General features: G+C 68.0%; 29 protein-coding genes and 1 tRNA gene. 11 read left to right on the top strand and 19 right to left on the bottom strand.

Going from position 1 to position 25479, the window contains the following annotated elements; all coding sequences use genetic code 11:
• Window positions 1-66: 66 nt before the first annotated feature.
• The 10 genes from ACWGE0_RS09200 to ACWGE0_RS09155 all read right to left on the bottom strand — a co-directional run bounded on the left by ACWGE0_RS09200 (window position 67) and on the right by ACWGE0_RS09155 (window position 8985).
• Window positions 67-975 carry a DUF4328 domain-containing protein gene (locus ACWGE0_RS09200; RefSeq protein ID WP_452260394.1) on the bottom strand — a complete coding sequence of 303 codons (909 nt, stop codon included), beginning with the start codon at window positions 973-975 and terminating at the stop codon, window positions 67-69.
• Between the two features lie 2 nt (window positions 976-977).
• Window positions 978-1316 (bottom strand): rhodanese-like domain-containing protein, encoded by a 339-nt coding sequence (locus ACWGE0_RS09195; RefSeq protein ID WP_452260393.1) that lies wholly within the window; start codon window positions 1314-1316, stop codon window positions 978-980.
• A gap of 59 nt (window positions 1317-1375) precedes the next feature.
• Window positions 1376-2164 (bottom strand): hypothetical protein, encoded by a 789-nt coding sequence (locus ACWGE0_RS09190; RefSeq protein ID WP_452260392.1) that lies wholly within the window; start codon window positions 2162-2164, stop codon window positions 1376-1378.
• Entirely contained in the window at window positions 2164-2655 is a 492-nt protein-coding gene (locus ACWGE0_RS09185) for a SigE family RNA polymerase sigma factor (protein WP_452260391.1), read from the bottom strand. Before ACWGE0_RS09185 ends, ACWGE0_RS09190 begins: the two co-directional genes overlap by 1 nt.
• Before the next feature lie 115 nt (window positions 2656-2770).
• Complete coding sequence (locus ACWGE0_RS09180) at window positions 2771-4363, bottom strand: solute symporter family protein (protein ID WP_452260390.1); 1593 nt, start codon at window positions 4361-4363, stop codon at window positions 2771-2773.
• Window positions 4360-4710 (bottom strand): DUF485 domain-containing protein, encoded by a 351-nt coding sequence (locus ACWGE0_RS09175; RefSeq protein ID WP_452260389.1) that lies wholly within the window; start codon window positions 4708-4710, stop codon window positions 4360-4362. Before ACWGE0_RS09175 ends, ACWGE0_RS09180 begins: the two co-directional genes overlap by 4 nt.
• A gap of 258 nt (window positions 4711-4968) precedes the next feature.
• A complete protein-coding gene (locus ACWGE0_RS09170) occupies window positions 4969-6768 on the bottom strand; it encodes a sodium/solute symporter (RefSeq protein WP_452260388.1) in 1800 nt (599 codons plus the stop codon).
• Between the two features lies 1 nt (window position 6769).
• Window positions 6770-7198, bottom strand: coding sequence for a hypothetical protein (locus ACWGE0_RS09165; RefSeq protein ID WP_452260387.1), 429 nt, complete (start codon window positions 7196-7198; stop codon window positions 6770-6772).
• Window positions 7195-8061, bottom strand: a complete 867-nt coding sequence (locus tag ACWGE0_RS09160) for a LytR/AlgR family response regulator transcription factor (protein WP_452260386.1) — start codon at window positions 8059-8061, stop codon at window positions 7195-7197. The genes ACWGE0_RS09165 and ACWGE0_RS09160 overlap by 4 nt, the downstream gene beginning before the upstream one ends.
• A gap of 63 nt (window positions 8062-8124) precedes the next feature.
• Window positions 8125-8985, bottom strand: a complete 861-nt coding sequence (locus ACWGE0_RS09155; RefSeq protein WP_452260385.1) for a S49 family peptidase — start codon at window positions 8983-8985, stop codon at window positions 8125-8127.
• Between the two features lie 99 nt (window positions 8986-9084).
• On the opposite strand from ACWGE0_RS09155, the gene ACWGE0_RS09150 reads away from it, so the two are divergent.
• Window positions 9085-9252, top strand: a complete 168-nt coding sequence (locus ACWGE0_RS09150; protein WP_166048541.1) for a hypothetical protein — start codon at window positions 9085-9087, stop codon at window positions 9250-9252.
• A 260-nt stretch (window positions 9253-9512) separates the two neighbouring features.
• Here the strand turns inward: ACWGE0_RS09150 and ACWGE0_RS09145 are convergent, their stop codons facing one another.
• Window positions 9513-10775 (bottom strand): histidine kinase, encoded by a 1263-nt coding sequence (locus tag ACWGE0_RS09145; RefSeq protein WP_452260384.1) that lies wholly within the window; start codon window positions 10773-10775, stop codon window positions 9513-9515.
• A 111-nt stretch (window positions 10776-10886) separates the two neighbouring features.
• Between ACWGE0_RS09145 and ACWGE0_RS09140 the strand changes: the two genes are divergently transcribed.
• From ACWGE0_RS09140 to ACWGE0_RS09130, 3 genes are read left to right on the top strand one after another with little or no spacing between them, the layout of a single operon-like run.
• Window positions 10887-11594 carry a (Fe-S)-binding protein gene (locus ACWGE0_RS09140; RefSeq protein ID WP_319967371.1) on the top strand — a complete coding sequence of 236 codons (708 nt, stop codon included), beginning with the start codon at window positions 10887-10889 and terminating at the stop codon, window positions 11592-11594.
• Window positions 11576-12994: a LutB/LldF family L-lactate oxidation iron-sulfur protein gene (locus ACWGE0_RS09135; RefSeq protein ID WP_452260383.1), complete on the top strand. Its 1419-nt coding sequence runs from the start codon at window positions 11576-11578 to the stop codon at window positions 12992-12994. Before ACWGE0_RS09140 ends, ACWGE0_RS09135 begins: the two co-directional genes overlap by 19 nt.
• On the top strand, window positions 12987-13565 hold the full coding sequence (locus tag ACWGE0_RS09130) for a LutC/YkgG family protein (RefSeq protein ID WP_452260382.1): 579 nt from the start codon (window positions 12987-12989) through the stop codon (window positions 13563-13565). Before ACWGE0_RS09135 ends, ACWGE0_RS09130 begins: the two co-directional genes overlap by 8 nt.
• Here ACWGE0_RS09130 and ACWGE0_RS09125 read toward each other — a convergent pair.
• The 3 genes from ACWGE0_RS09125 to ACWGE0_RS09115 all read right to left on the bottom strand — a co-directional run bounded on the left by ACWGE0_RS09125 (window position 13558) and on the right by ACWGE0_RS09115 (window position 16288).
• A complete protein-coding gene (locus ACWGE0_RS09125; protein WP_452260381.1) occupies window positions 13558-14424 on the bottom strand; it encodes an Fpg/Nei family DNA glycosylase in 867 nt (288 codons plus the stop codon). The genes ACWGE0_RS09130 and ACWGE0_RS09125 overlap by 8 nt on opposite strands.
• Window positions 14425-14439: 15 nt before the next feature.
• On the bottom strand, window positions 14440-14877 hold the full coding sequence (locus ACWGE0_RS09120; protein WP_452260380.1) for a DUF983 domain-containing protein: 438 nt from the start codon (window positions 14875-14877) through the stop codon (window positions 14440-14442).
• A 94-nt stretch (window positions 14878-14971) separates the two neighbouring features.
• On the bottom strand, window positions 14972-16288 hold the full coding sequence (locus tag ACWGE0_RS09115) for a sigma-70 family RNA polymerase sigma factor (RefSeq protein ID WP_452260379.1): 1317 nt from the start codon (window positions 16286-16288) through the stop codon (window positions 14972-14974).
• A gap of 159 nt (window positions 16289-16447) precedes the next feature.
• On the opposite strand from ACWGE0_RS09115, the gene ACWGE0_RS09110 reads away from it, so the two are divergent.
• Both ACWGE0_RS09110 and ACWGE0_RS09105 read left to right on the top strand, forming a co-directional pair.
• Complete coding sequence (locus ACWGE0_RS09110; protein ID WP_452260378.1) at window positions 16448-16846, top strand: DUF7674 family protein; 399 nt, start codon at window positions 16448-16450, stop codon at window positions 16844-16846.
• Window positions 16847-16878: 32 nt separating this feature from the next.
• A tRNA-Gly gene (locus tag ACWGE0_RS09105) sits at window positions 16879-16951 on the top strand.
• Between the two features lie 45 nt (window positions 16952-16996).
• On the opposite strand, the gene ACWGE0_RS09100 is transcribed toward ACWGE0_RS09105, so the two are convergent.
• Window positions 16997-17902, bottom strand: coding sequence for a S66 peptidase family protein (locus ACWGE0_RS09100; RefSeq protein WP_452260377.1), 906 nt, complete (start codon window positions 17900-17902; stop codon window positions 16997-16999).
• Between the two features lie 122 nt (window positions 17903-18024).
• Between ACWGE0_RS09100 and ACWGE0_RS09095 the strand changes: the two genes are divergently transcribed.
• A complete protein-coding gene (locus ACWGE0_RS09095; RefSeq protein WP_452260376.1) occupies window positions 18025-18453 on the top strand; it encodes an OsmC family peroxiredoxin in 429 nt (142 codons plus the stop codon).
• Here the strand turns inward: ACWGE0_RS09095 and ACWGE0_RS09090 are convergent.
• Window positions 18428-19219 (bottom strand): cytochrome P450, encoded by a 792-nt coding sequence (locus ACWGE0_RS09090; RefSeq protein ID WP_452260375.1) that lies wholly within the window; start codon window positions 19217-19219, stop codon window positions 18428-18430. The two genes, ACWGE0_RS09095 and ACWGE0_RS09090, sit on opposite strands and share 26 nt — an antisense overlap.
• A gap of 312 nt (window positions 19220-19531) precedes the next feature.
• Here ACWGE0_RS09090 and ACWGE0_RS09085 point away from each other — a divergent pair, with 312 nt between their 5' ends.
• From ACWGE0_RS09085 to ACWGE0_RS09070, 4 genes are read left to right on the top strand one after another with little or no spacing between them, the layout of a single operon-like run.
• Entirely contained in the window at window positions 19532-22318 is a 2787-nt protein-coding gene (locus ACWGE0_RS09085) for a BTAD domain-containing putative transcriptional regulator (RefSeq protein WP_452260374.1), read from the top strand.
• Window positions 22319-22358: 40 nt separating this feature from the next.
• Window positions 22359-22988, top strand: a complete 630-nt coding sequence (locus ACWGE0_RS09080) for a hypothetical protein (protein ID WP_452260373.1) — start codon at window positions 22359-22361, stop codon at window positions 22986-22988.
• A 28-nt stretch (window positions 22989-23016) separates the two neighbouring features.
• On the top strand, window positions 23017-23409 hold the full coding sequence (locus tag ACWGE0_RS09075; RefSeq protein ID WP_452260372.1) for a contact-dependent growth inhibition system immunity protein: 393 nt from the start codon (window positions 23017-23019) through the stop codon (window positions 23407-23409).
• Between the two features lie 45 nt (window positions 23410-23454).
• On the top strand, window positions 23455-23811 hold the full coding sequence (locus ACWGE0_RS09070) for a septal ring lytic transglycosylase RlpA family protein (RefSeq protein WP_319967212.1): 357 nt from the start codon (window positions 23455-23457) through the stop codon (window positions 23809-23811).
• A 376-nt stretch (window positions 23812-24187) separates the two neighbouring features.
• Here ACWGE0_RS09070 and ACWGE0_RS09065 read toward each other — a convergent pair whose 3' ends face one another.
• The 3 genes from ACWGE0_RS09065 to msrA form a co-directional block, all read right to left on the bottom strand.
• A complete protein-coding gene (locus tag ACWGE0_RS09065; RefSeq protein ID WP_452260529.1) occupies window positions 24188-24346 on the bottom strand; it encodes a hypothetical protein in 159 nt (52 codons plus the stop codon).
• Window positions 24347-24417: 71 nt separating this feature from the next.
• A complete protein-coding gene (locus tag ACWGE0_RS09060) occupies window positions 24418-24735 on the bottom strand; it encodes a type II toxin-antitoxin system RelE/ParE family toxin (RefSeq protein ID WP_452260520.1) in 318 nt (105 codons plus the stop codon).
• Window positions 24736-24745: 10 nt separating this feature from the next.
• Window positions 24746-25405: a peptide-methionine (S)-S-oxide reductase MsrA gene (gene msrA, locus ACWGE0_RS09055; RefSeq protein WP_452260371.1), complete on the bottom strand. Its 660-nt coding sequence runs from the start codon at window positions 25403-25405 to the stop codon at window positions 24746-24748.
• Window positions 25406-25479 lie beyond the last annotated feature (74 nt).

Genomic DNA, 25479 nt, shown 5'->3' with positions numbered 1-25479 from the left:
TCATCCAACCTGGCACTGAACGCGAACGCCCGGAAGGTCCTTACGCACGAACGTCGCTTGAACAGATCAGCGCGGCGAGCCGGACGCGCGGACCGACCGCAGTGGCGGCGCCGGGGCGTCCTTCACCTCGAGCACCCGCATCAGCCGCAGCGACGCGGCGTCCACCGGCAGCAGCAGCGTGGTGATCCGCCGCACGAACAGCGCCGTGGTCACCGCGACCCCGGCCAGCAGCAGGTCGGCGAACGCGTGCAGCAGCACGCCGTCTGCCAGCGCCTGCGTGCTGCTCGTCAGGTTCTGCCACAGCGCGATGATCCAGAACATCAGTCCTGAGGCCACCCAGCTGCCCCACCACCAGCGCAGGAGCTTCGACGGCCGGGGGCGCTCGGTCGCGGCGCGACGTTCCACCGCGTGTTCCAGTTCGGCGAGCACCGACCCCGGTACGACGAGGTTCACGCCAGGCACGAGCAGGAGGAGCAGGGAGGCGACACCGGAGCGGGACGGCCCGTAGCCCACGAGGGTCGCGGCCACGTTGCGCGCACGGCGAATCCACAACACCGTGAGCACCAGCGCCAGTCCCCAGCAGACGAACGTGAGCGCCGCGGAGGACACGACCATGGCGTCCGACGCGGTGACGACGCCCCCTTCGAGCGCGCCGAACCGGCTCAGCGCGAGCAGCACGTAGCGCCAGATCTCGGATCCCGCTGCCCACACGGCGAGGACCACGAGCAGCCACAACGTGTTCTGCACGGACTTGCCCAGCCGGCGGACGTTGTCGACGGAGTCGGCCCCGTCGACCGTGCCGGGCACGGCCGTCGGCCAGCGCCACGCCAGCAGCGGGAAGCCCCAGCGCGGCGGGACCGGGTAGTTCGGGGGGCCGCCGTAGGACAACCGCTGCGACCGCCGCGAGGGTTGCGGGTACGCACCGGGTGGCGGCGTCGCCACCCAGTCCACGCGCATCGGCTGCAACGGCTGCACGGTCAGATGACCTCGGGTTCCATGCCGTCGACGCCGCCCTCGAGCGGACGACCGGCGGCGTCCCAGTGCTGCATGCCGCCCTCGACGTTCACGGCCTCCCAGCCGTTCTCGTTGAGGTACTGGGTCACGCGGGCGGAACGGCCACCGGCGCGGCACACGACGTAGAGCTGCACGTCGTTCGGCACCTCTTCGAGCCGGGCACCGATCTCGCTCATCGGAATGTGCAGCGCGCCGGGCGCATGGCCCGCGTCCCACTCGTCCTGCTCGCGCACGTCCAGCAGGACGGCACCTTCGGGCAGCACGGCAGGCACGCCGGCGATCTCCACGCTTGGAACAGTCACGCCTCAGATGGTCCCATGCCGGAAGTTGCACGGACGTGAACCTCCGGCACGGGTCACCCTCAGCCCACCTCCGCGATGATGGGGCCAAGCTTCGCGAACTGCTCCTGGGTCAACGGCAGGGAAGGCCGCGTGCTGCGGGTGCTGGTCAGGCCCAGGTTGAGCTGCTGGACGCGGAACACCTTGTGGTCAGGGCGGAAGACGTAGAGGGTCTGCGAGATCGCCCCGGACTCCGGATCGGGACGAACGTCGTACAGCTGGTACACGGCGCCGTTGGCGTCGGTCATCCGCTGGGGTGGCTCGCAGGAGCCGGTGGCCCACACCGCGGCGTTCGCCGCCTCGAGCGGACTGCCTTCGAAGAAGCCCCTCTCCCGGCGCACCTTGCCCGGACCGAGGTTGTCACCGACCTCGACCTGGTAGTTGAAGTCGTTCCTCTGTTCTGGCGCCGTCACCTGCATCTCCGGCACCACGCCCTGCAGCCTGGTGAGCCAGGCCGACAACCGCTCAGCCCCCTGCGGGTCCTGCCCCACGTTCGGTTCACCGGCAGGTGTGCATCCCGACTCCGAGTCGGTGGGGATTCGCCGTGCCACCTGCACCCGCGGCCAGTCCACGTCGTGCAGGACCACCGCGGGGCCGTAGTCCACGTCGTCCGCGGGTGCGGGCGGTTTGTAGGCGTTGATCGTCATTGCGCCGAACCCGATGCCGGCGACCACCGCGACCACGCCGAGCATCGCACCCGCGCGCTGGGTCAGCACCCGGCGGCGGCCGCGCTTGAGCACGTCGTCCAACGTCGTCGAGGGAGGCGGCACGGGTACGTCGAGAGCTCCGCGCAGCTCGTCTTCGATGTTCATCAGGCACTCTCCGAGTTGACCGGCTCGCCGTACGCCTCGCGGAGCGTCGCCAAACCCCTGGCTGTCTGACTTTTGACGTTGCCCACCGAACAGCCCAGCTCAGCGGCCGTCTGCTCGATGGACAGGTCGTGCACGAACCGCAGCACGAGAGCGGCTCGCTGCTTGGGCGCCACCTGCTGCAACGCCGAGTTCAGCTTGGCGTCGGGATCGGAGAAGCCACCGCCGACCCCGTACTCGGGCAGATCGGCGACAGGGCGTTCGCGCTCGCGGCCGCGGCGCCTGCTGTCGAGGAACACGCGCGTCACGATGGTGCGGACGTACCCCTCCGCCGTTTCCCTCCTGATGCTCGGCCACTTCGCGTACGCCTTCACGAATGCGTTCTGCGCGATCTCTTCCGCTTCCGACCAGTCTCCGCACAACGCGTAGGCAGTGCGCCGCGCCCAGTCGAATCTGCTCGTGAAGAACTCCGAGAACTCCTCGTCTCGTCGCACTCCGGTCCCCCAAGCTCGTGCTGCGTTCGCGTTCAATACGCAGCCGGCACCAGCAGGGTTGCACACAACGAAAACGGGCCGCCCCCAGAGGGACGGCCCGTTTCCGGTGGTGGAGCTAGTGGGCGATGGCCTTCTCGGCGCCCGCACCGGTGAGGGAGCGGACCTCCATCTCGGCCTGCTTGACCGGGTCGGCCTTCTCCTTGGAGAGGATCGTGCCGATGTAGCCCAGCAGGAACGCGACCGGGATCGACACGATGCCGGGGTTCGACAGCGGGAAGAGCGCGAAGTCGGCGTTCTTGAACATCGAGGTCGGCTGACCGGAGACGGCAGGCGACAGGATGATCAGGGTGATCGTCACGATCAGACCGCCGTAGATGCTCCACAGCGCGCCTGAGGTGTTGAACCTCTTCCAGAACAGCGAGTAGAGGATCGTCGGCAGGTTGGCGGAAGCCGCGACCGCGAACGCCAGCGCCACGAGGAACGCGATGTTCTGGCCGTTGGCGACGATGCCGCCACCGATGGACACGAGTCCGATCACGATCGCCGTGAGACGGGCGACCTTGACCTCGGAGTCCTTGTCCTCGGCCGCACCCTTCTTGATGATGTTGGCGTAGATGTCGTGTGCGAACGACGCCGACGCCGTGATCGTCAGACCTGCCACGACCGCGAGGATCGTCGCGAACGCCACCGCCGCGATCAGGCCGAGCAGGATCGGGCCGCCGAGCTCCAACGCGAGCAGCGGAGCCGCCGAGTTGGCCTTGCCGGGCGCGCCGTTGATCTTGTCCGGGCCGACGAGCGCACCGGCGCCGTAGCCGAGAACCAGCGTGAACAGGTAGAAGATGCCGATCAGCCAGATGGCCCACACGACCGAGCGACGGGCTTCCTTCGCGGTCGGCACGGTGTAGAAGCGCATCAGGATGTGCGGCAGACCCGCGGTACCGAGCACCAGCGCGAGAGCCAGCGACAGGAAGTCCAGCTTGGTGGTGCCGTTCTTGCCGTAGGCCAGACCGGGGCCGAGCAGCTTCTCGCCGGCCTTGGGCGCGTTGTCGACCGCGGCACCGAGCAGCGTGGACAGGTTGAAGCCGTACTTGCCGAGCACCCAGAGGGTCATGACGCCCGCGCCGACGATCAGCAGGACCGCCTTGATGATCTGCACCCAGGTGGTGCCCTTCATGCCGCCGATGAGGACGTAGGCGATCATCAGGGCGCCGACCACGGCGATGACCAGGGCCTGGCCACCGGTGCCCGTGATGCCGAGCAGCAGGGCGACGAGACCACCGGCACCGGCCATCTGGGCCAGCAGGTAGAAGAACGAGACAGCCATCGTCGACGTGGCGGCGGCGGCGCGGACCGGACGCTGGCGCATCCGGAAGCTCAGCACGTCGCCCATCGTGTACTTGCCGGTGTTGCGCAGCAGCTCGGCGACCAGCAGCAGCGCGATGAGCCACGCCACCAGGAAGCCGATCGAGTACAGGAAGCCGTCGTAACCGTTGAGGGCGATGGCACCCGCGATGCCGAGGAACGACGCGGCCGACAGGTAGTCACCCGCGATCGCGATGCCGTTCTGCGGGCCGGTGAACGCGCGACCGGCGGCGAGGTAGTCGGCAGCGGTCTTGGTGTTGCGGCTCGCCCTGATGACCACGAACAGCGTGATCAGGACGAAGACACCGAAGATGCTGATGTTGAGGATCGGGCTGGACTCGTTCACTTGCCGTCTCCCTCGATCTCGTTGCGGAGCTTCTCCGCCAGCGGGTCGAGGTTCTTGTTCGCGTGCCGCACGTACAGCGTCGTGATGACGAACGTCGACACGAACTGCAGCAGACCGAAGATGAGCCCGACGTTGATGTTGCCGAACACCTTGGTGGACATGAAGCCGTGCGCGTAGTCCGCCAGCAGCACGTACAGCAGATACCACGCGAGGAACAGCCCGGAGACGGGGAACACGAACTTGCGCAGCCGGTGCTTCAGCTCCGCGAAGTCATCACTTGCTTGTACATCGACCCACTTCTGGGCATCGGGGGTCGACTCGCTCGGGGTGTGCTCGACGGTGCTCACAGTCCCCTCCTCGCCGTACTCGTTGTAGGTGTCAGCAACGTGACGTGCACGTAATGCCTCCAGGTGCGGTCCGTTCTTGGTCAGGAACCGTATGGAGACTTGAGTCACTCAGGTAAGACCCCGTTCGTGCCGTTGCGCCCAGCAGTCGGGTGAAGCGACGAACGGTCAGTATGCGTAGACGAACAGCACTCTGCGTGACCGCAATCACCGTTCACCGATTCGAGTGACCATTTTTCACCCATTTGAAACGCTGGCTACTTACCGTGTTCGCCCAGCTCCCCTGCGCTTGTCACCGGCCATCCGAGCCTTCTCCTCGGCCGTGCCGAAGCGCGCGATGTCCCGGTCTCGGATGAAGCCCAGCGGGTCCGGCGCGTGCAGTCTCAGCAGGATCTGGTTGACGTCCGACGGGGCGCGTCTGCGGGTCGCCTTGCTGACGACGATCATCGTCATGAAGGCGAGAGGCACCGTGATCAGCGCAGGTTGCGTGATGAACGCGGGCGCCCAGCGGCCGGTGTAGGAGCTGACGACGCTCACGACCTGTGCGGTGATGACCATGCCGCCGCCGACCACGAGCCCGCACACGGCACCCACCCAGGTGAGTCCACGCCACCAGATGCCGAGCACGAGCAGCGGGCAGAACGTCGACGCGGCGAGCGCGAAGGACATGGCCACGGTCAGTGACGCATCGGAGCGCGGCAGCAGCAGAGCAAGACCGATTGCGACGAGTCCGGTGAACACAGTTGCCCACCGGAAGTCACGAACCTTGCCCGGCATGATGTCCGTGGAGACCACGCCGGCGACGGACACCACCAGTCCGGACGAGGTCGACAGGAACGCCGCGAACGCGCCGGCGGCGACGATCGCACCGACGATCTGACCGCCCAGGTTCGGCAGCATCGTCTCCGGCAGCATCAGCACCGCCGCGTCCGTCTTCCCGTTCACCAGCAGCTGCGGCAGGTAGAGCCGCGACAGCACGCCCAGCACCGTCGGGAAGATGTAGAACAGGCCCAGCAGGTAGAGCACGTGCAGCGCCGTGCGACGGGCCGCTTTGCCGTCCGGGTTGGTGTAGAAGCGGACCAGGACGTGCGGCAGGCCCATCGTGCCGAGGAACGTCGCGAAGATCAGCGAGTAGGTCCTGATCAGCTCGGAGATGCCGCCGGTCTGCGGCCGTGACCAGTCGCGGTTGGTCGTCGGAGAGCCCTCGACCACCGGCACCGGGCTGCCGGCGGTGAACTCCATCCGCGTGCCGGGGCTCAGCTCGTAGACACCGCGGCCCCAGAACACCGCACCGTCAGCGTCCCTGCCGTCGATCTGGCCGCGCACCTTCAACGTCAACGGCTCGTCGACGCGGACCTTCACCACCTGCTCGGCCACGGTGATCGTCTCGGCCTTGGGGAACCTGACCACGCCGTCGTCGCTGATCGGCTGCGTGCCGCGGTCGGGAGAAGCCAGGAACACCACGAAGAGCACGAACGTGGGCGCGGCGATCGCGAAGAGCTTGCCCCAGTACTGGAACGCCTGCACCAGCGTGATCGCGCGCATGCCGCCACCCAGCACGTTGATCACCACGATGACGGTGACGATCAGGCCGCCGAACCACGCCGGCAACCCGGTGATCGTGGTGAGCGTCAGGCCCGCGGACTGGAGCTGCGGCACCAGGTACAGCACGCCGATGCACACCACGAAGAACGTGCTGAAGTGCCGCACGTTCACCGATCCCAGCCGGGCCTCGGCGAAGTCCGGCAACGTGTAGGCGCCCGACCTGCGCAGCGGAGCGGCGACGAACAGCAGCAGCGCGAGATACCCGGCGGTGAAGCCGATCGGGTACCAGAGCGCGTCGACGCCGTCCTTGAGCACGAGCCCGGCCACGCCGAGGAACGACGCCGCGGACAGGTACTCGCCGGAGATCGCGGCCGCGTTGCGGGTCGCGGGGATCGCCCGGCGCGCCACCAGGAAGTCCGGGGTGGTGTTCGCCTTGCGCGACCCGACATAGCCCAGCAGGAAGGTCACGGCCGCAACGGCGACGATGGCGCTGAGGCTCCAGATGGTGGCGTTCACGTCAGCGGTCGACCATGTTCACGAAGTCGCGCTCGTGCCGTTCGGCCTGCCTGCGAAACACCCAGCCGACGCCGTAGAGGACCGGGAAGGGTGCGAGACCGAGCACGAGCCACGGGATGGGAATGCCGAGGATCTTCAGGTCCCCGATCTGCGGGACCAGGTAGAAGGTGATCGGCAGCAGGCACATCCCGATCAGGACCGCGAAGGCGAGCCCGAACGCGGACTTGAGCTGCTGCCGGATGAGGTCGCGCACCAGCTTCTCACCGACGCTGGTCTGCTCCTCCAGCTCGATGATCGTGCGCAACGCCTTGCCGCGCGACTTCGTCGAGTCGGCGAGCACGACCCTGCGGCGGCGCGGCCTGCTGCCCTGCTCGCCGAGCCATGCCTCGCGGGCGGGCTGCTCCGGTTTTCCCGCGTCGTGCCTGCTCACCAGCCGCTCTTCGGCGGTCGCACGATCCGCTCCTTGAGCTCCTTGGTGTGCCGGCGGCTGACCGGGAGCTCCTTGGCGCCGTCACCGGTGCCGATGACCACCGCATAGCCGTTCGCCGTCATTCGCAGCTCGCTCACCAACGGCAGCGCGACGAGGTACGACCGGTGGATGCGCACGAAACCCGCGTTGGCCCAGCGTTCTTCGAGCTGGGCGAGCGGGATGCGCACCAGGTGGCTGCCGTCCTGGGTGTGCAGACGGGCGTAGTCGCCCTGCGCCTCGACGTACCGCACGGTCGCGCGCGGCACGAGCTTGATGGTGCCGCCCAGCTCGACGGGGATGACCTCGTCGTCGGTCGGTTCGGCGGCGTTGGCGGAAAGGGGCGCAGAGGGTGCCGACGGCGCGGGCGCACGGCCCACGCGGTCCGCCACCCGGGAGATCGCCTTGAGCACGCGCTCTTCGTTGATCGGCTTGTTGATGAAGTCGAGCGCGCCGACGTCGAACGCCGTGACGAGCGCGTCGCGTTCCTCGACACCGGTCACGAAAACGAGCGCGGGGGGATACCGGAACGCACTGAGCACTCGGGCGAGATCCATGCCGGAAAGCCCGGGCATGTTGATGTCCGCGAACACCGCGTCGACCGGCGGCAGGCCGGCCTTGGTCCTCGCCATGACCTCCTGCTCGTAGTCACCCCTCAGGATGCGCAGTGCCTCGGCGGCGTCGAAAGCCGTGAGGACGCGCCTGATGTGAGGACTGCTCTCGAGCAGGAACTTGATCTCGCTCAGGCCAGGAGCCTCGTCATCGACTGCGAGGACGAGGAGACCGGCGTTGTCTTGGGTACTCACTGTGTCGGGCATCTTGCCCATCAATGTGCGGTCATGTCTACGCCGGGGGTCGGCTCGACACGCCCTGTGAAACCGAACTGATGCTCACAGCCCGAATCGGGACCAGCGAGCACGTTCCTCGATGCTCGCGAGCACCTGCGTCACGAGATCGCCCGATCGGGTGGACGCGCCGGTCAGTCCGAGCTTGGCCAGCAACGGCCTGCGCGGCTCGGCAACGGTCAGTTCGGCGTCCGGGAACCGCTTCGCGATCACGGTCCGGATGGTGCCGATGCCGTCGATGAGCCCGAGCTGCTGAGCCTTGGACCCGGTCCAGATCTCACCGCTGAAGAGGTCTTCCTCGGTCTTGAGCTTGCTGCCGCGGCGTTCGACGACCCACTGCTTGAACTGCTCGTGCAGGTCGGCGTGCAACCCCTTGAGCCACTCGACGTCCTCGGGCTTCTCCGCCTGGAACGGGTCGAGCCGCACCTTGTTCTCGCCGGCCGTGTACACGCGCCGCTCGACACCGGCCTTGTCCAGCAGTCCGTCGAGCCCGAAGCCCGCGCTGACCACACCGATGGAGCCCACGAGAGAGGTGCCGTGCGCATAGATCTCGTCACCCGCGCACGCCAGCCAGTAGCCGCCGGACGCCGCCACGTCCTCGCAGAACGCGAGCACCGGCACGTGCTTCTTGGTCGCCAGCTCCCTGATCCGCTCAGCGATCAAGGCGCTTTGGGTGGGCGCACCACCAGGAGAGTTGATGAGCAGAGCCACGGCGATCAGGCGCTCGTTGTCGAACGCGCGGTTGATGGCCGACTCGACGTTCTGGAGGTTGATCGTGTTGCGGGCGACCGGCGAGGACTGCGGGGTGATGACCCCGTGCAACCGCACCGCCGCGACGACCGGAGGCCGCTCACCCCGGTCCATGACCCTCGGGAGACGGGCCGCGATCCTGTCCGTGACGCTCATGTACTCGACAGTACGTGCGTTTCGCGGACACGCGGGAGCCCAACTGCGCTGTCGGTTGCTCCCGCGTGACCTGGAACACGTGGTGCTAGCGTCGGTGGTGTGACGTTCAACCCGATCCGCTGGCTCGAGCGCTATGTCGAGTGGTGGGACGACCGGGGCCGGCAAAACGCCGCCGGACCGACGCCGATGCACATCTACTGGATGTGGGTGAGCTGGAGCGTGTGCGCCGTCGTGCTGATCACGACTTTGGCTGTTGCAGCACGCTGACCTGCGGATTGCTGACCTGCGGAAAGCCGCGGTGCTGGATCAGCACTTGCAGCTGTTGAATCCCTTGGCGGTGCACTTGATGCAGACGCGGACGCGCTCGGGTGCTTGTTGTTCGTGCACTGGATGTGGCCCTTAACTCGCGGTCGGCCTCTGTTGCTCGAATGGCCGGCTGTTCATTGGTCAACACCACAATCGGCACGTTCCACGCCTGGGTTGAGCATGATTGACCTTGCAACTTCTTACCTGGCCGTGGGTGCACTTCAAGCGCGGATCGCCGGCTGTTCGTTCGTCATCGGCTCGTCCGTCATCTGCGACCCGATGTTCAGGTTCGGCAGCACGTTCCTGGCGAACTTCGGCACCTTCAGGATCACCTTGGTGCCCGCGTTGGGCGCCGTCTCGACGACCAGGGCGTACTCGGCGCCGAACACCGTGCGCATGCGGTCGTTGATGTTGCCGATGCCGACGTGGGCGCCCGTCTGGTGGGCGTCCTTGATGTCGTCGAGCCGGTCGGGGTCCATACCCACGCCGTCGTCTTCGACGCTGATCAGGGCCTCGCTGCCGTTGTCCTCGGCGGTGATCGTGAGCATGCCGCCGCCGGGCTTCTTGGCCAGGCCGTGGCGGACCGCGTTCTCGACGAGCGGCTGCAGGACCAGGAACGGCAGGACCACCTGGAGGACCTCGGGGGCAATGCGCAGCCGGACGTTCAGGCGAGAGCCGTAGCGGGCCTGTTCGATGGTCAGGTAGCGGTGGATGTTCGTCAGCTCGTCGGCCAGCGTCGTGAACAGGCCGTCGGTGCGGAACGAGTAGCGGGTGAACTCAGCGAACTCCTGAAGCAGCTCACGGGCGTGCGAGGGGTCCGTGCGGATCAGCGAGGAGATCGTGTTCAGGGCGTTGTAGACGAAGTGCGGCGAGATCTGGGCTCGCAGGGCCTTCACCTCGGCCTGGGCGAGCGCCTGGCGTTGCTTCTGGACGACTTCCAGCTCCAGCTGCGTGGAGACGAAGCGGGCGGTCTCCTCGGCCATGCGGATCTGGCGCTTCGAGGCGACGCCGGAGACCACGATCAACGTGCCGGCCACGTCGCCCTCGACAACCAGCGGTACGACAACAACGCTGTGCAGGGAGCACGGGCCCTGCAGCTCACAGCCGAGCTTGCGGTGGTCGACGTGTTCCTTGTGGCAGTTGTTGATGGCACGGGCGACCGTGTCGCGGAGGTACTCGTAGTGGTCGTTCGCGCCGCCGTCCCACGAGAGGACGGTGCCCTCTTCGTCGGTGATGGCGACCGCGACGCAGCGCAGCATCTCGCGCAGGTGGGGTGTGGCCTTGTCGGCGGCTTCCTGGGTCAAGCCCGCGCGAAGGTCGCTCGACGCCTTGGACATGCGGTCGAGCATGTCCATCACAGCATCCTCGACGGAGGTGCTGACTCGTCGAGCGCGGCACAGCATCACGAAGAGGCCCAGAACGGCCAGGGTCGCGATGACGCCGAGCACAGCGCGCTCGGTCAACAGGTCGCCCACGCTGCACATGCTGTGCTGTGGGGCACCCCTATAGCAAGAGGCGCGCCCGGCGTACCCCCGGACGGTCCACCGATCCGGGTAGACATCCGATGAATTTGGGGAGAGGGTGTGCCCGTGAAAGTGGCTCTGTTCGCGACCTGCCTGACCGACACGTTCTTCCCGTCGACGGCCCGCGCCGTGGTGCGCTTGCTGGAGCGGCTTGGCTGTTCGGTCGAGTTTCCGCTCGATCAGACGTGTTGCGGGCAGATGCACTTCAACACCGGTTATCGGGAGCTGTCGAAGCCCCTGGCGCGCAAGTACACCGACGTCTTCGGAAGCTACGACTACGTGGTTGCGCCATCCGGGTCATGCGCGGGCATGGTTCGGGAGATCCATCCCACGCTGGGTGAGTCTCCGCCGCGCACGTTCGAGCTCGCGGAGTTCCTCGTGGACGTGCTGGGCGTGACCGACGTCGGCGCCTGGTTCCCCCACCGGGTCACCTATCACCCCACCTGCCACTCGCTGCGCATGCTGGGCGTCGGGGACAAGCCGATGGCGCTGCTCAGGTCGGTCAAGGGACTCGATCTGGTGGAACTGCCCGACTCGACGCAGTGCTGCGGCTTCGGCGGCACGTTCGCGCTGAAGAACGCCGAGACGTCCACGGCGATGCTCGCGGACAAGATGCGGTGCGTGCTCGACACCGGCGCCGAGGTCCTGAGTGCCGGCGACAACTCCTGCCTCATGCACATCGGCGGTGGCCTCTCGAGGCTGCGCACGGGCGTGCGGCCAGTTCACCTGGCAGAGATCCTGGCTTCGACGGAGGAGGACCCGTGGCGCGCAACCCCGTGACGTGGCTGGGCAGCCCGACGTTCCCCAAGGCCGCGAAAGAGGCTTTGCAGGACACCCAGCTGCGGCAGAACCTGCGCAAGGCCACCGGGACCATCCGCGGTCGCCGGGCCGCCGCTGTCGCCGAGATGAACGACTGGGAGCAGCTCCGAGTCGCCGGCGAGCAGATCAAGGACGACGTGCTGGCGCGCCTCGACACGCTCCTCGTGCAGCTCGAGGAGTCGGTCACGGCGCGCGGCGGCGTCGTCCACTGGGCTCGGGACGCCGAAGAGGCGAACCGGATCGTGCTCGACCTCTGCCGGGCGGAGGACGCGCAGGAGGTCGTCAAGGTCAAGTCCATGGCCACGGCCGAGATCGGGCTGAACGAGGCCCTCGAAGCCGGTGGCGTGCACGCGATCGAGACCGATCTGGCCGAGCTGATCGTGCAGCTCGGCGACGACCGGCCGTCACACATCCTGGTGCCCGCGATCCACCGCAACCGCTCGGAGATCCGCGAGATCTTCCAGCGCCGCATGGGGGTCGAGGTGTCGGACGAGCCGGCTGACCTCGCCGAGGCGGCCCGGATCTACCTGCGCCAGAAGTTCCTCACCACGAAGGTCGCCATCTCGGGAGCGAACTTCGCCGTCGCCGACACCGGCTCGATCGTGGTGCTGGAGTCCGAGGGCAACGGCCGGATGTGCCTGACCCTGCCCGACACCCTGATCACCGTGATGGGCATCGAGAAGCTCGTGCCGACGTGGCAGGACCTCGAGGTCTTCCTCCAGCTGCTGCCCCGCTCGTCCACCGCGGAACGGATGAACCCGTACACGAGCGTGTGGACCGGCGTGACACCCGGCGACGGACCGCAGAACTTCCACCTCGTCCTGATCGACAACGGCCGCACCTCGACGCTCGAGGATTCCGTCGGGCGCCAAGCACTCAGGTGCATCCGGTGTTCGGCGTGCCTCAACGTCTGCCCGGTCTACGAACGCACCGGCGGCCAGTCGTACGGCTCGGTCTACCCCGGCCCGATCGGCGCGATCCTGACGCCGCAGCTGGTCGGCGACATGCACGACAAGCAGGCGGCGTCACTTCCTTACGCCTCTTCACTTTGCGGCGCGTGCTTCGAGGTCTGCCCGGTGCGGATCGACATCCCGTCGGTCCTCACGCACCTGCGCGCCGAGGTCGTGGAAGCCAAGGGACGCACGCCGGAGTCGGTCGCGATGGCCGCCGCCGCATGGATCTTCCGGGAGGCCTCGCGGTACGAGAAGGCCCAGAAAGCCGGTTCCCTGGCCCGTTTCCTGGCCAGGGACGGCAAGATCACGTCGCTGCCGTGGCCGGGCTCGAAGTGGACGTCCTCACGCGACGTGCCCGCACCGCCGTCCGAGTCGTTCCGCGCCTGGTGGAGGAAGAACCGTGGCTAGCGCACGAGAAGAGATCCTGCAGCGCATCAGGAACGCGAAGGTGCCAGCGGCTCCACAGGTGATCCGCGGCTACCACCAGCAGGGCGAGGGCGGCGTCGAGCTGTTCGCCGAGCGCGTCGCCGACTACCGCGCGATCGTGCACACGGTCAGCGACGTCCCCGCGGCCCTGAAAACCTTGGCGGGCAAGCGAATCGTGGCTCCGGCAGGCGTTCCGGACGAGTGGCTGATCGACGGTGTCACGTGGCTGCGCGAGCCGTTGTCGATCGAGGAACTCGACCAGGCGGACGGCGTGCTGACCGGCTGCGCGGCAGCGATCGCGGACACCGGCACGATCGTCCTCGACGGCGGCGACGCCCAGGGCCGCAGGGCGCTCACGCTGTTGCCCGACTACCACCTGTGCGTCGTGCGAGCGGACCAGATCGCCGCGTCGGTGCCGGAAGCGTTGCAACGACTGGAGCCCACCCGGCCGTTGACGTTCATCAGCGGCCCGTCCGCGACGAGCGACATCGAGCTCAACCGGGTGGAGGGCGTCCACGGCCCCCGCACTCTCGAGGTCCTGATCGTCACTTGAGCAGGCGCGACAACCGGCGGTCGGCCAACGGCTTGCCGCCGGTCTGACACGTCGGGCAGTACTGGAACGCCTTGTCCGCGAACGACACCTCACGAACCGTGTCACCGCAGACAGGACACGGCAGCCCGGTCCGCGCGTGCACCCGCAGGCCAGACCGCTTCTCGCCCTTGAGCCGAGCCGCGTCCTGCCCGACCGACCGCGCCACCGCGTCGGTCAGCGTGGTGAGCATGGCCTCGTGCAGCCGGTCCAGCTGTTCGTCGCTCAACTTGCCCGAAGTCGCGTAAGGCGACAGCCGGGCCATGTGCATGATCTCGTCGGAGTAGGCGTTGCCGATGCCCGCGATCAGGCTCTGGTCCGTCAGCGCCGTCTTCAGCCGCTCGGTCCGCTTGGCCAGCAGGTCTTCCAGTTGCGTCCGGGTGATCCCCAGCGCGTCGGGACCCAGCCGGGCGAGGCTCGCGATGGTCTTCGGGTCGCGCACGATCCACGCCGCGAGCCCCTTCTTGGTGCCCGCTTCCGTCAGGTCGAACCCAGGGCCCTGCCCCGGCGGCCCGAGGTGCACGCGCAACGCCAACGGCCCGCGGCCCTGCTTGGGCGGCGGCGCGGACATGTTGTCGGCCCACCTCAGCCAACCGGCGCGCGCGAGGTGAACGACCAGGTGCAGGCCGTCCGCGACCTCCAGGTCGAGGTGCTTGCCGTGCCGGTGCGCGGCCACGACCTCTTGCCCCTGCAGCGCGGTCCACGGCGGGTCGAACGTCTTCAACACCTGCAGCGATGCCACGTCGACGCGGTGCACGGTGCGGCCGACGGCGTGTTCACGCAGGTGGTGAACCAGTGCTTCTACCTCTGGTAGTTCGGGCACCGGTCCAGTGTCGCATCAGTCGACGGGTTGCAACGGACCTTCGACGTCCGGCAGCGAGTGCATCTCGATCGTCCTGGCGACCCGCGAGGCCTCCTGGCGCACCGCCATCGGGCCCCTGACCTGCCCGATCCACCTCTCGGGTGGCAGCTCGTCCGCAGTCGCCTTGCTCTCCGCGACCAGCGTGTGCGGCCGGCGCAGCGCCCAGCGGACCGGGAAGAACGCGAACAGGAAGAACAGCGCGAGGATGAGCCACGCGGGCACGATGACCTGCTCCGGCGTCCACGCGATGAGCACGACCACCATCACGACGAGCATCCCGGCCATCATGATGCCGGGCAGGGCACCACCGCTCACGTCGTGCTCGAAGTCGTCGCCCTCTTCCGGGTTGCGCCACTCGATGCGGCTGTGGACCGTCCACATCCGCCCGTCGGCACCGCGCACCAGCCGCGTCATAAACCCGTCTCCCACGCTCGGTCTGTCTTGCTCAAACCGTACCTAACGCGAGGCGAGCCTTGTGGGTGAACTCGGCCGTCCTTGATCGTCACCGTCAGTTCTGGACGGGCTTCGTCGGATAGAGCGTGATCGTGGTGGGCTTGGTCTGCGGAGACGTGCACGGGTCCGTCGGCGGCGGTGCCTCGGACGTGGAGGACTGCGCGTCCAGCGACTTGACGTCCCGCGACGTGGTGGGCACCGAGGTGATCACCTCGGACGACTCCGACGACTCGACCACCGGCAACGCCCGCTCGACCGGCTCGTCCTTGCGCGCGTCCGTGGCCGGCGGCGGCGTGTACGACGACGTCTTCCGCACCGTCTCCTGCCCGCCGCGCCCGCCGGGGTTGATCACGTTCCCGCGCTGCTGCTCCTGCTGCTGCACCTGAGGCGGCGGCGCGACCGCGAGCTCCTGGCTGTGCTCCGAGCTGGCCGAACCCGTCGGCATCATGGCGATCACCGGGTTCTGGTCCGGCTGCAGCACCGCGATGCCCGCTCCGCCGTTGAACACCGCGGCCATCGTCCCGAACAGGCCGACGGTCGCCACGCTCGCCGCGGCGACGGCCAGCTTCGCCTTGGTGAAGAACATCTTCCCGGCGAACGCGAGGCCCAGCGTGGTCGGCACGACCAGCAGCGCCGAGTGGTCGCGCAGGGCCGCGCAGACCTCGTTCAGCTCGGTGTGGAGCTGTGAGCAGGCCGAACAGGTGTCCAGGTGGGCACGGATCCGGCGTTCCTCGACGCCCTGGACCCCACCGGCGGTGTAGGTGCCGAGCTTCGAGCGGATCGCCGCGCACGACGAACGCCCGTCATCAGCAGCGAGGTGCGCCTGCAGATACGCCGCACGCAGCCCCTCACGCGCACGGCGGGCCAACGCGGACATGGCGTTGGGCGAAAGACCGAAGTGCGGTGCCACGGTGGCGGGGCGTTCGCCCTCCACCTCGACGCGCCACAGCACGACCCGCCAGCGTTCGGGCAGGCTCGAGAAGGCTCTGGTGATCAGGTTGTGCTCGGCCCGCCGGTTCGCGTTGTCACCCACGGGCTCGACGCGGCGACCCAGTTCCTCGTCCTCCACCGGGACGTCCCGACGACGACCGCTCCACTCCCACGCGACGCGCCTCGCGACCGTCAGCAGGTAGGTGCGGACGTGGTCGGTAGGGCCGCTGCCACGACGAATCGCCTGCAGCATGCGGAAGAACGCCTCGGCGGTGAGATCGTCTGCTTCGGCCGCCTCGCGGACGTGCCTGAGAGAGAAACGGCGGATCGCGTCCGCATGCCGGGAGAACAGTTCGCCGTAGGCCGAGTCATCTCCCTCGCGCACTCTGGCGAGCAGGTCCCGGTCGACCTCGTTCTCGTCGACCATCACAGGCTTCAACATGCCACAAGGGGCCAGACCTGCTCCTCAACGAGAACAGGTCGATATACAAGACCATCCGTTCGTAGTGAGCTGATCAGCGCAACGCATTCGGTGACGAGACGGTCACAGGTGGGCGTCGGGCCGTCTGCCGAAGAAGATCCAGCGACTATCGTCACGACCGTGGTGGACTGGCGAGAACGCGCTTCGGCTCTGGTGCCGGAACTTCGTGCTGTCGCCGAGACCGAGGAGTGGTCCTGCCACGTCTTCTTCTCGGAGCTGTCTCAACTGGCCGCGGAAGCACACCGCGACCAGGACGACGAGGTGCTGCGCCGCGCGTACGGCTTCGCGCACTGGTGCTTCCACCAACCGGAGCAGTTTCTCGAGAACGCGGCGTTGATCAGCTTCTACGAGCACGTGTTCGACGACTGGGACCTTCGCGAGGAGGTCGCGGCCTGGCTGCCGGTCGACGTGCTGCCCAAGGTGCGGGCGCTGTGGGAGTGGCGCTGGCCGAAGGAACAGTTGGACGAGGTAGATCAACTGTTGGCCGGGTTGCAACCCCCCGGTCGAGACGCCGTCTGACGCTGTTGTATAGTTCTTTCCCGTAAGGCAGTGCGGATGTAGCGCAGTTGGTAGCGCATCACCTTGCCAAGGTGAGGGTCGCGAGTTCGAGTCTCGTCATCCGCTCTCGAAAGAAGTCCGGTACCCGTTGGGTGCCGGACTTCTTTCGTTTCACCGGACTGCGGCGCCCACGGTGAGCGTGCCCGCGACGGCGTCCAGCTCTGCGATCGGGCCCAGCGCGACCGACAACGGATGGTCGCCGTGACCGACGTCGATGCCACCGAGCACCGGCACCTTCAACTCCTCCAGCCGATCCCGCAGCACGTCCGCCACGGTCCAGTCGCGGTCGACGTAGCCCTCGAACCCCGGGAACCGGCCCAATGCGACCCCGCGCAGTCCCCGCAACGAGCCTGAACGGATGAGTTGCGTCAGCTGCCGGTCGACCTGCCCGAGCCCGACCGCACGCGGGGACTCCAGGAACAGGATCGCGCCGTCCAGACTGGGCAGTCCGGCGCCGACGGACCAGGCGACCGTGCCGAGGTGACCGCCGACGAGGTTCCCCGTGGCAGCGCCGGCCATCTGGACGGCCGCCGTGAGCGCCTCGGGGTCCCGATGCAGGACCGTGGGACCGCTCTCCATCAGCAACGACTGCGTCGAGGCCGCCGAGCGGACGCCGGACAGGCACCCGTGGATTCCCGCGACCCTGGAGTACCGCCACAAGGCCAGGTGCAGGCTGGTGATGTCGCTGAACCCGACCAGCGGTTTCGGGTCGGCACGCACGGCGGCGAAGTCGACGTCGTCAGCGAGCCGGTAGGCGCCCGCGCCTCCCCGTGTGGCGATCACCGCCCGCACTCCGGGATCGCGATAGGCGTCGTTGAGGTCGGCCAGCCGGTCGGAGTCCCTGCCTGCCAGATACCCATGACGGTCCATCGCGTGCTTGCCGACCTCCACGACCAATTCCCAGCTCTCCAGGGTGCGCACCGACTCCGCGAGCACCTCCTCGCTCGGGAAGCTCGCGGGCGACACGAGGCGGACGCGGTCGCCCGGGCCGACACGTGGGGGCAGCAGAAAGTCCACGTGACGACTCTTCCAGTCCCGGCTCGTGGTTCTCGGGGTGATCTCCAGGCCCCGCCGTGAAAAGGTGGTGCTGACCGCTCGCATCAACCTGATCGAGCTCGTTCGACAAGGACCTGGAGATCATGGCCATCACTCAGACGGCAAACGCGCACTGGGAAGGCTCTCTCGTCGAGGGCAAGGGAAACGTCAGCCTCGACACGTCCAAGAGCGGCAGCTTCGAGATCGACTGGAAGGCGCGCGCCGAGGAGGCCGGTGGCAAGACCAGCCCCGAAGAGCTCATCGCGGCGGCGCACTCCTCCTGCTACTCGATGGCGCTCTCGCACGGCCTGACCGGCGCGGGCACGCCGCCCACCTCGATCGACACCAAGGCCGAGGTCCAGTTCCAGGCCGGCCAGGGCATCATCGGGATCCACCTGACCGTGCGCGCCAACGTGCCCGGCCTGACCCAGGAGGCCTTCGTCGAGGCCGCCGAGGGTGCCAAGGCGAACTGCCCGGTCTCCAAGGCTCTGGCGGCTGTCGAGAACATCACGCTGGACGCCGCCCTGGTCTGAACCGCAGCGCCGCGGGCCCGTGACTGATCAGGTGCCTGCGGTAACTCACGTCGCCGGGCTGCTCGGCCACCTCGGACGAGCGGTCGAGCAGCTCTTCGGCGACGATCCGGCCCTCCAGCTTCGCGAGCTGGGCGCCGAGGCAGTAGTGCGGTCCGTGCCCGAAGCCCAGGTGGCCCGGCACGGACGGCCTGCCGGGGTCGAAGTCCTCGGTGAACACGCGCGGGTCGCGGTTGCCGGCCGCGTAGTCGAGGAACAGGTGGTCCCCCTCGGCGATCTTCGTGCCGCCCACGGTCACCGGACATGTCGCCGTGCGGAAGAAGCCGATGAACGGCGTGTCGAGCCGTACGACCTCCTCCACGACGCCGCCCAGCCGTCGTTCGCGTTTGTCGAGTCGCAGCAGCGTGCTGGCCAGCAGGTTCGTGGTCGAGTCGGTACCGGCGACCACGACGGCGAGGCACAGAGACAGGCGTTCCTGCTCGGACAGCTGCCCGCCCTTGAACGCGTCCGAGCGCGCGAAGTAGGCGCAGAACTCGCTCATCCCGGCGAAGTACGACCCGAGGACCCGTTCGCTGACCTCGTCGCCGCTGGTCAGTTCCAGCACCGGTGCCACGAACTCGCGGAACAGCGGGAAGTCGCTGTCCGGCACGCCGAGCACGTCGCCGACGACACCCAACGCGAACGGCGCGGCGAACTGGCTCACGAAGTCGGCCTCTTCCGGAAGGTCGTCGAGCAGCGTCCGGGCGCGTAATCGAATTGAGTCAGCCATTTGGCGCACGGCCGTTGGAGTGAATTTTTGATTCGCCGCCGCACGAATTCGGGCGTGTCGTGCACCGTCCGCCGCGTTGAGTGATGACATCAATTCCAGCAATCGCCGCTGCTCCGGCGGCAACATCACGGCTACGGCCGCGACCTGCGGTCCTGTCATGTTCCGGGAGGAGAACGTCACCGGATCAGCCAACACCGCACGTAGATCGGCATAGGCGGTCACGCGCTGGGCGTTGATTCTCGGGTCGAATTCCATTGCGCTATCTTTGCGCGGTTCCAGCCTTTGTCGGGGGCTGACGACAGGACCAAAAACGTGATCATCCGGCTGCTCGGACCGCTTGAACTCACCGGCCCGAACGGAGTAGTTCAGCTCAGCAGCGCGGGACAGCGGACCCTCGTGGCCCGCCTGGCCCTGAACCCCGGGGAGACGGTGCCGAGAAGCGCGCTCGTGGACGCGCTCTGGTCGGACGAAGCACCTGCGACCGCCACCAAGACCCTGCACAGTCTCCTCGCACGCCTGCGCGGCCAGATCCGCGACGCCGGGCTGGGCGAGCTGATCATGACCCGCGAACCCGGCTACGTGCTGAACACGCCCGTGGACTCCGTTGACGCGGCACGGTTCGAGTTGCTCGTCGCAGCGGCGCGGCACAGCGAACAACCGATCGAGTCCGCACGGATGTTGCGCGAGGCCCTCGCGTTGTGGACGGGCGACCCGCTCGCGGACTGCCGGCCCGGCGAGTGGACCCGGCACGAGTCCGCGCGCCTCACCGAGCTCCGGATGGACGCGACCGAGGACCTGATGGAGGCGTCCCTGGAGCTCGGCGAGCACGCCGCGGTGGCGCCGCTGGTGAACTCCCTGGTCGAGCAGCACCCGTTCCGCGAACGGCTGTGGGAACAGCTGATGATCGCGCTCTACCGGTGCGGGCGGCAGGCGGAGTCGCTGGCCGCGTTCCAGCGGGCTCGCGGCGTGCTGGTCGACGAGCTGGGCATCGAGCCGAGCACCCGGCTGCGCGATCTCGAACAGGCGGTGCTGAACGCCGATCCACGCCTTGACCTGCCCGAACGCGCCCCCGTGCTGGTGCGCGGCAACCTGCCGGCCGACCGGTCGAGCTTCGTGGACCGCCCGGAGACCGAGCACGTCGCTGACCTGATCAGGCAGCACCGGCTGGTCACGTTGATCGGCGTCGGCGGCGTGGGCAAGACGCGGCTCGCGGTGCACGTGGCGCGGAGCGAGCAGCCGCCGGACGGGGTGTGGCTGGTGGAGCTGGCGGCGTTGCGCGACCGGGCGCTGGTGCCGCACACGGTGGCCGAGGCGCTGGGTGTGGTCGACCAGACCGGGCGCGGGCAGCTGACCGTGCTCACCGAGTTCCTGGCCGGCCGGGAGGCGTTGCTGGTGCTGGACAACTGCGAGCACGTCGTCGACCACTGCGCGGTGCTGGTCGACACGCTGCTGCGGGTGGCGCCCCGGTTGCGGGTGATCGCGACTTCGAGGCGTGCGTTGCGGGTCTACGGCGAGCAGGTGATGTCTGTGGCGCCGTTGTCCGTCCCCTATCCGGCGGCGACGTTGTTCGCTCAACGCGCCGACGCGGCGGTGCCTGGCTCGTTCGTCATCACGGGGGCGAACGAGCAGGCAGTGTCGGATCTGTGCCGACGGCTGGACGGCATCCCGCTGGCGATCGAGATGGCGGCTCTCCGGGTGCGCGCGCTGAGCCCGGCACAGCTGCTGGAACGCCTGGACGACAGGTTCAAGGTGCTGACCAACGGCGGGCGGACCGCGTTGCCGCAGCACCAGACCCTGATCGCGACCATGGACTGGAGCTTCGACCTCTGCTCGCCGCGGGAGCAGCTGTTGTGGGCACGGGCCTCGGTCTTCGCCGGCAGCTTCGACCTCGCCGCGGCCGAGGCGGTGTGCTCGGACGACTCGCTGACCGCGGACTACATGTTCGACGCCGTCGACGGGCTGGTCGACAAGTCCGTGTTGCTGCGTGAGGAACACGCCGGCGTGGCGCGCTATCGGCTGTTGGAGACCATGCGCCAGTACGGGCAGACGCGGTTGCGTGCGAGCGATGAGGAACCACGGCTGCGACTACGGCATCGCGACTGGTACGCCGGTGTGGCCGAGCGGGGCGAACGGGCCTGGTTCACGCCACGGCAGGCCGCGACCGTCGGGGCGATGACGGCCGAGAGCGGCAACCTGCGAGCAGCGCTGGAGCACTCGCTGACCACGCCGGGCGAGGCCGACAAGGGACTGCGGCTGGCGGCGACGCTGTGGTTCTACTGGGTCGGCTGCGGGCGGTTCGCCGAGGGACGGCACTGGCTGAACTGGGCGTTGTCGCTGGACACCGAACCGTCACGGGCGCGCTGCAAGGCGTTGTGGGTCACCGGATACGTGGCGACGTTGCAGGGCAACACCGCCGCGGTGCCCGCGTTGCTGGCGGCCTGCCGCGCGGAAGCAGCGCTGCTGGACGACGAGGACGCCGACGTCTTCGCGACCTACGTGCAGGGTGCGGCGGCGGTGTTCGACGACGACCTGCCGTTGGGGGCGTCGTTGCTGGCCCAGGCGGACCGGCGGCACGCGGAGCTGGGGCACCTGGACAGCAACGTGATCATGGCGCGGGTGGCGTTGGCGATCACCGTGGCGTTCAGCGGCGAACTCGACCGTGCGGCGGAGATCTGCGCTGAGGCACGAGCCGTGTGTGAGGAGAACGGCGAGCTCTGGGCGCGCGCGTACGCGTTGTACGTCCTGGCTTTCGTGGCGATGGGACGTGGTGACGTCGTCGAGGCTCGTGAGCTGGCTACTTCTTCGTTGCGCATCAAGGAGAAGTTCGACGACCTGCTGGGCATCGCGGTGTCGGTGGAACTGCTGGCGTTGATCTCGGTGGTCACCGGGTCCGCCACGCACGCCGCGCTGCTGCTGGGCGGCGCGGACCGGGTGTGGCAGTCGGTCGGGCTGCCGTTGTTCGGTTCGGCGAACTTCGCGGCCTCACACGACCAGTGCGTGGCGTTGTGCCAGCAGACGCTCGGTGCCGACTACGCCGAACACTTCGCGCGTGGTGCGGCGATGACGGTGTCGCAGGTGGTCGCGGCGGCGCAGTCGTAGCGCAGTCTCCGTGCAACCGGGCGCGCGCAGGCTCTCGCGGATGAGGACCAGCGTGCGCACCCCAGACGCAGGAACCGTCGAAGAAGTGCTGAAGCTCGCGGCACGGGCACCGTCGTTCGGCCTCGTCCCGCCGTACCGATGGCGGAACGGCAACGAGTGCCTCGAGCTCGTGACGACTCGCACGGACCAGACGGCGTTGCTCGCATGTGGTGCCGTGCTGCACCACGTGCGGGTCGCGCTCTCGGCGATGGGCTGGGACTGCCACGTCCTGCGGACCACGGCCGCGGACGGCCTGGTCGCGTCCGTGCACCCGCGCTGGGAGCTGGACGCGTTCTCGTGCGAGGTGGCCTCCGCCGCGGCGATCTCGCTGCGCCGGGAAGACCCACGGCCGTTCCTCGCCGACGAGGTGCCGGACTCCGCACTGACGTGGATGCTGCACGCGGCCAACGCCGAGAACTGCGACCTGGAACTGGTGGCGCGGCGCAAAGGGGTGCTGATCCGGCTGACCGGGCACGACTGGCTGAGCCTGGGCGAGGCCGTGAGCGCCGTGCTGCTGGCATCGACCGCGTGGGGCCTGGCATCGCAGGCGTTGCTGCACGAGGGCGAGGTGCTCGTGCGCGTCGGCTGGCAGTCGCCCAATGCCGAACCGTTGCCTCAGTCGGCCCGCTAGGTCTTCCCTTTGCGTGGACCATGGGTGCGTGGACCGGGACCGCACGCTCGCGCACCTGAGCGACGACGACTGGCTGAGACCTGACTCGTCGTCGACCCAGCTCTACCGGGACCTGTGCGCGCTGCGCGACCTGCCGGTGGGCCAGCTGACGCCGACTTCGCTGCACCTGCTGGTGACGCATCAGGTGGGGCTGGACGTGACCGCGCTGCTGGCGCTGGAACACGTCGAATGCGACCCGCTGCGGTCCTTCGCGCTCTACCCAGGCGACCTGCTGGCCGCTCTACTGAGAGTAGATCACTCCTTCTGGTCCGATCACCCAGAGTTGCTGTCCAGAATGTCCACTTTGCTCGATCGACTGCGCACGTTGCCCGACGGCGACTGGCGCCTGCTGGTGTCCGCCGCCGAGCAATTTCCCGGTTAGGCGTGCGTTAGGCGAGTCTTTGCCGCGTGCTGAGTTCCTAGTCGCATGGCTAAGACTCTCGCGGCGGCCGGCCTCACGCTGGCCTCTCTCGCCGCCACCGCTGTGCTCTTCTCCCCCGTCGCGTCCGCCGAGACCTGCAAGGCCTCCTACTACTCCGGTGGCGGCACGACTGCCAGCGGCGAGCGCTTCGACCCCAACAAGCTCACCGCCGCGCACAAGACCCTGCCGTTCGGCACGAAGGTCAAGGTGAAGAACCGCTCCAACGGCAAGACGGTCACCGTGCGGATCAACGACCGTGGCCCGTTCATCACCGGCCGCTGCATCGACCTGACCCCTCGCGGCTTCAAGGCAATCGCCCCGCTGTCACAGGGAGTAGTCGGCGTCACCGTCACCAAGGTCTGATCGAAGCGAAAACTTTCGTTTCGCTTGACCCATTCGAGTGAACGGGATAAGCAAACCGAATGTTGGCGGCGATGAGTGGGCCGGGTCGGCTCGCAACGGGGGCGCTCCTGGGCGCCGTCGTCGCCGCGTTTTACGTGCTCGCGCCGCATGTCGGATCGCTCGCGTCGGGTGATCCGACAGGCCCGGGAACCGACAAACCGGCCCGTGTTTCGCTCATCAACACGCCTTCGGTGCTCCCCACGCAGTCCGAGACACCATCACAGACAGTGTCGTCGTCGCCCTCATCGTCCGCGCCGTCTTCTTCTTCTAAGACAACGACTACGACAACGACCACAACGACCGCGGTCACCACGACGACCACGACGAAGCCGCCGGCTCAGACCACGACGCCCAAGCCGCCGCCGGTCACGACGACCACGACGACGCGGCCGTGCGGACTCATCTTCTGCTGATGCGCGATCAGGCCTTCAGGCCGCTGACCGCGGCGCGAGGCGGACCACCAGTTCCGGGTCGAGGGCGTGTGGGAGCCGTTCAAGCACGGGAATCGTCGGGACCGTGCCACCCGCCTCGAACCGAGCCACCGCCCGCTGGGTCATCCCGGATGCTTCAGCGAGCTGCGATTGGCTCAAGCCGCGTTCTTTCCGGATCTCGCTCGTCCACGGTGTGGAGCTGATCAATACACCGCGCAAGTGCACGGCGCGCACGAACCACCTCTTGGCTTTCGCGCATGCGCGTCTTGCGGAACACCGTCAGCAGCACGATTCTCCGCCCGCTGGCGATCCAGTAGGTGATGCGCATCGCGTTGCCATCCAGGTGGAACCGCAACTCTCTCAGCTTGCCGTCCAACTGGCGCATGTACGGCTCGCCCAGGTGCACGCCTTCCCGCCCCAACAGATCGACGTAGAAGGCAGCGGTCGCGAACAGCCTTGACAGATCAGGCCTTCAGGCCGACCGGGCACGACACCCCGGTGCCACCCAGACCGCAGTAGCCATAAGGGTTCTTGGCCTCGGACAGGTACTGCTGGTGGTAGTCCTCCGCGTAGTAGAACTCCCCCAGCGGCTCAACGGCCGTGGTGATCGCACCAAGCCCCGACGCGTCCAAAGCCGCCTGATAGACGGCCAAGGAGGCCTCAGCCGTCACCCGCTGCCCCTCGTCGGCGACCAGCACCAAGGACCGGTACTGGGTCCCGATGTCCGCTCCCTGCCGCATCCCCTGCGTCGGGTCGTGCCCCTCCCAGAACACCCGCAGCAGTTCCTGGAACGGCAGCACGGCCGGGTCGAACGCGACCAGGACGACCTCGGCGTGCCCGGTTCGTCCCGAGCAGACTTCCTCGTAGGTCGGGTTGGGCGTGGAGCCGCCCGCGTAGCCCACGGCGGTGGTCCAGACGCCGCGCGTTTGCCAGAAAAGTCGTTCGGCGCCCCAGAAACAACCCATGCCGAAGACAGCGGTCCGATGACCGGACGGGAACGGCGGTTGCAGGCCGCGGTCCGGGAACACCGCGTGGGACGAGGAGACCTGCAACGGTTCCGCGCGGCCCGGCAGCGCGTCCTCGGTGGCCACTACCTGCGGTTTGTTCCGCCCGAACCACGACATGCGGCCAATATAACGGTGCGGTGCGCCACAACCAGGTCACGACTTGTGAGGCCCGCACGAAGGCATAAGTGGGC

This window comes from Lentzea sp. NPDC054927 (assembly GCF_053610285.1).
This window is presented reverse-complemented; position numbering and strand designations above follow the sequence as displayed.

What these genes read in the sequence shown, in the direction of transcription:
- ACWGE0_RS09190 (WP_452260392.1), bottom strand. Translation starts at nt 2,164, where the DNA reads ATGAACATCGAAGACGAGCTGCGCGGAGCTCTCGACGTACCCGTGCCG.
- ACWGE0_RS09160 (WP_452260386.1), bottom strand. Translation starts at nt 8,061, where the DNA reads ATGGGCAAGATGCCCGACACAGTGAGTACCCAAGACAACGCCGGTCTC.
- ACWGE0_RS09155 (WP_452260385.1), bottom strand. Translation starts at nt 8,985, where the DNA reads ATGAGCGTCACGGACAGGATCGCGGCCCGTCTCCCGAGGGTCATGGAC.
- ACWGE0_RS09145 (WP_452260384.1), bottom strand. Translation starts at nt 10,775, where the DNA reads ATGTGCAGCGTGGGCGACCTGTTGACCGAGCGCGCTGTGCTCGGCGTC.
- ACWGE0_RS09120 (WP_452260380.1), bottom strand. Translation starts at nt 14,877, where the DNA reads ATGACGCGGCTGGTGCGCGGTGCCGACGGGCGGATGTGGACGGTCCAC.
- ACWGE0_RS09115 (WP_452260379.1), bottom strand. Translation starts at nt 16,288, where the DNA reads ATGTTGAAGCCTGTGATGGTCGACGAGAACGAGGTCGACCGGGACCTG.
- ACWGE0_RS09095 (WP_452260376.1), top strand. Translation starts at nt 18,025, where the DNA reads ATGGCCATCACTCAGACGGCAAACGCGCACTGGGAAGGCTCTCTCGTC.
- ACWGE0_RS09090 (WP_452260375.1), bottom strand. Translation starts at nt 19,219, where the DNA reads ATGGCTGACTCAATTCGATTACGCGCCCGGACGCTGCTCGACGACCTT.
- ACWGE0_RS09080 (WP_452260373.1), top strand. Translation starts at nt 22,359, where the DNA reads ATGAGGACCAGCGTGCGCACCCCAGACGCAGGAACCGTCGAAGAAGTG.
- ACWGE0_RS09070 (WP_319967212.1), top strand. Translation starts at nt 23,455, where the DNA reads ATGGCTAAGACTCTCGCGGCGGCCGGCCTCACGCTGGCCTCTCTCGCC.
- msrA (WP_452260371.1), bottom strand. Translation starts at nt 25,405, where the DNA reads ATGTCGTGGTTCGGGCGGAACAAACCGCAGGTAGTGGCCACCGAGGAC.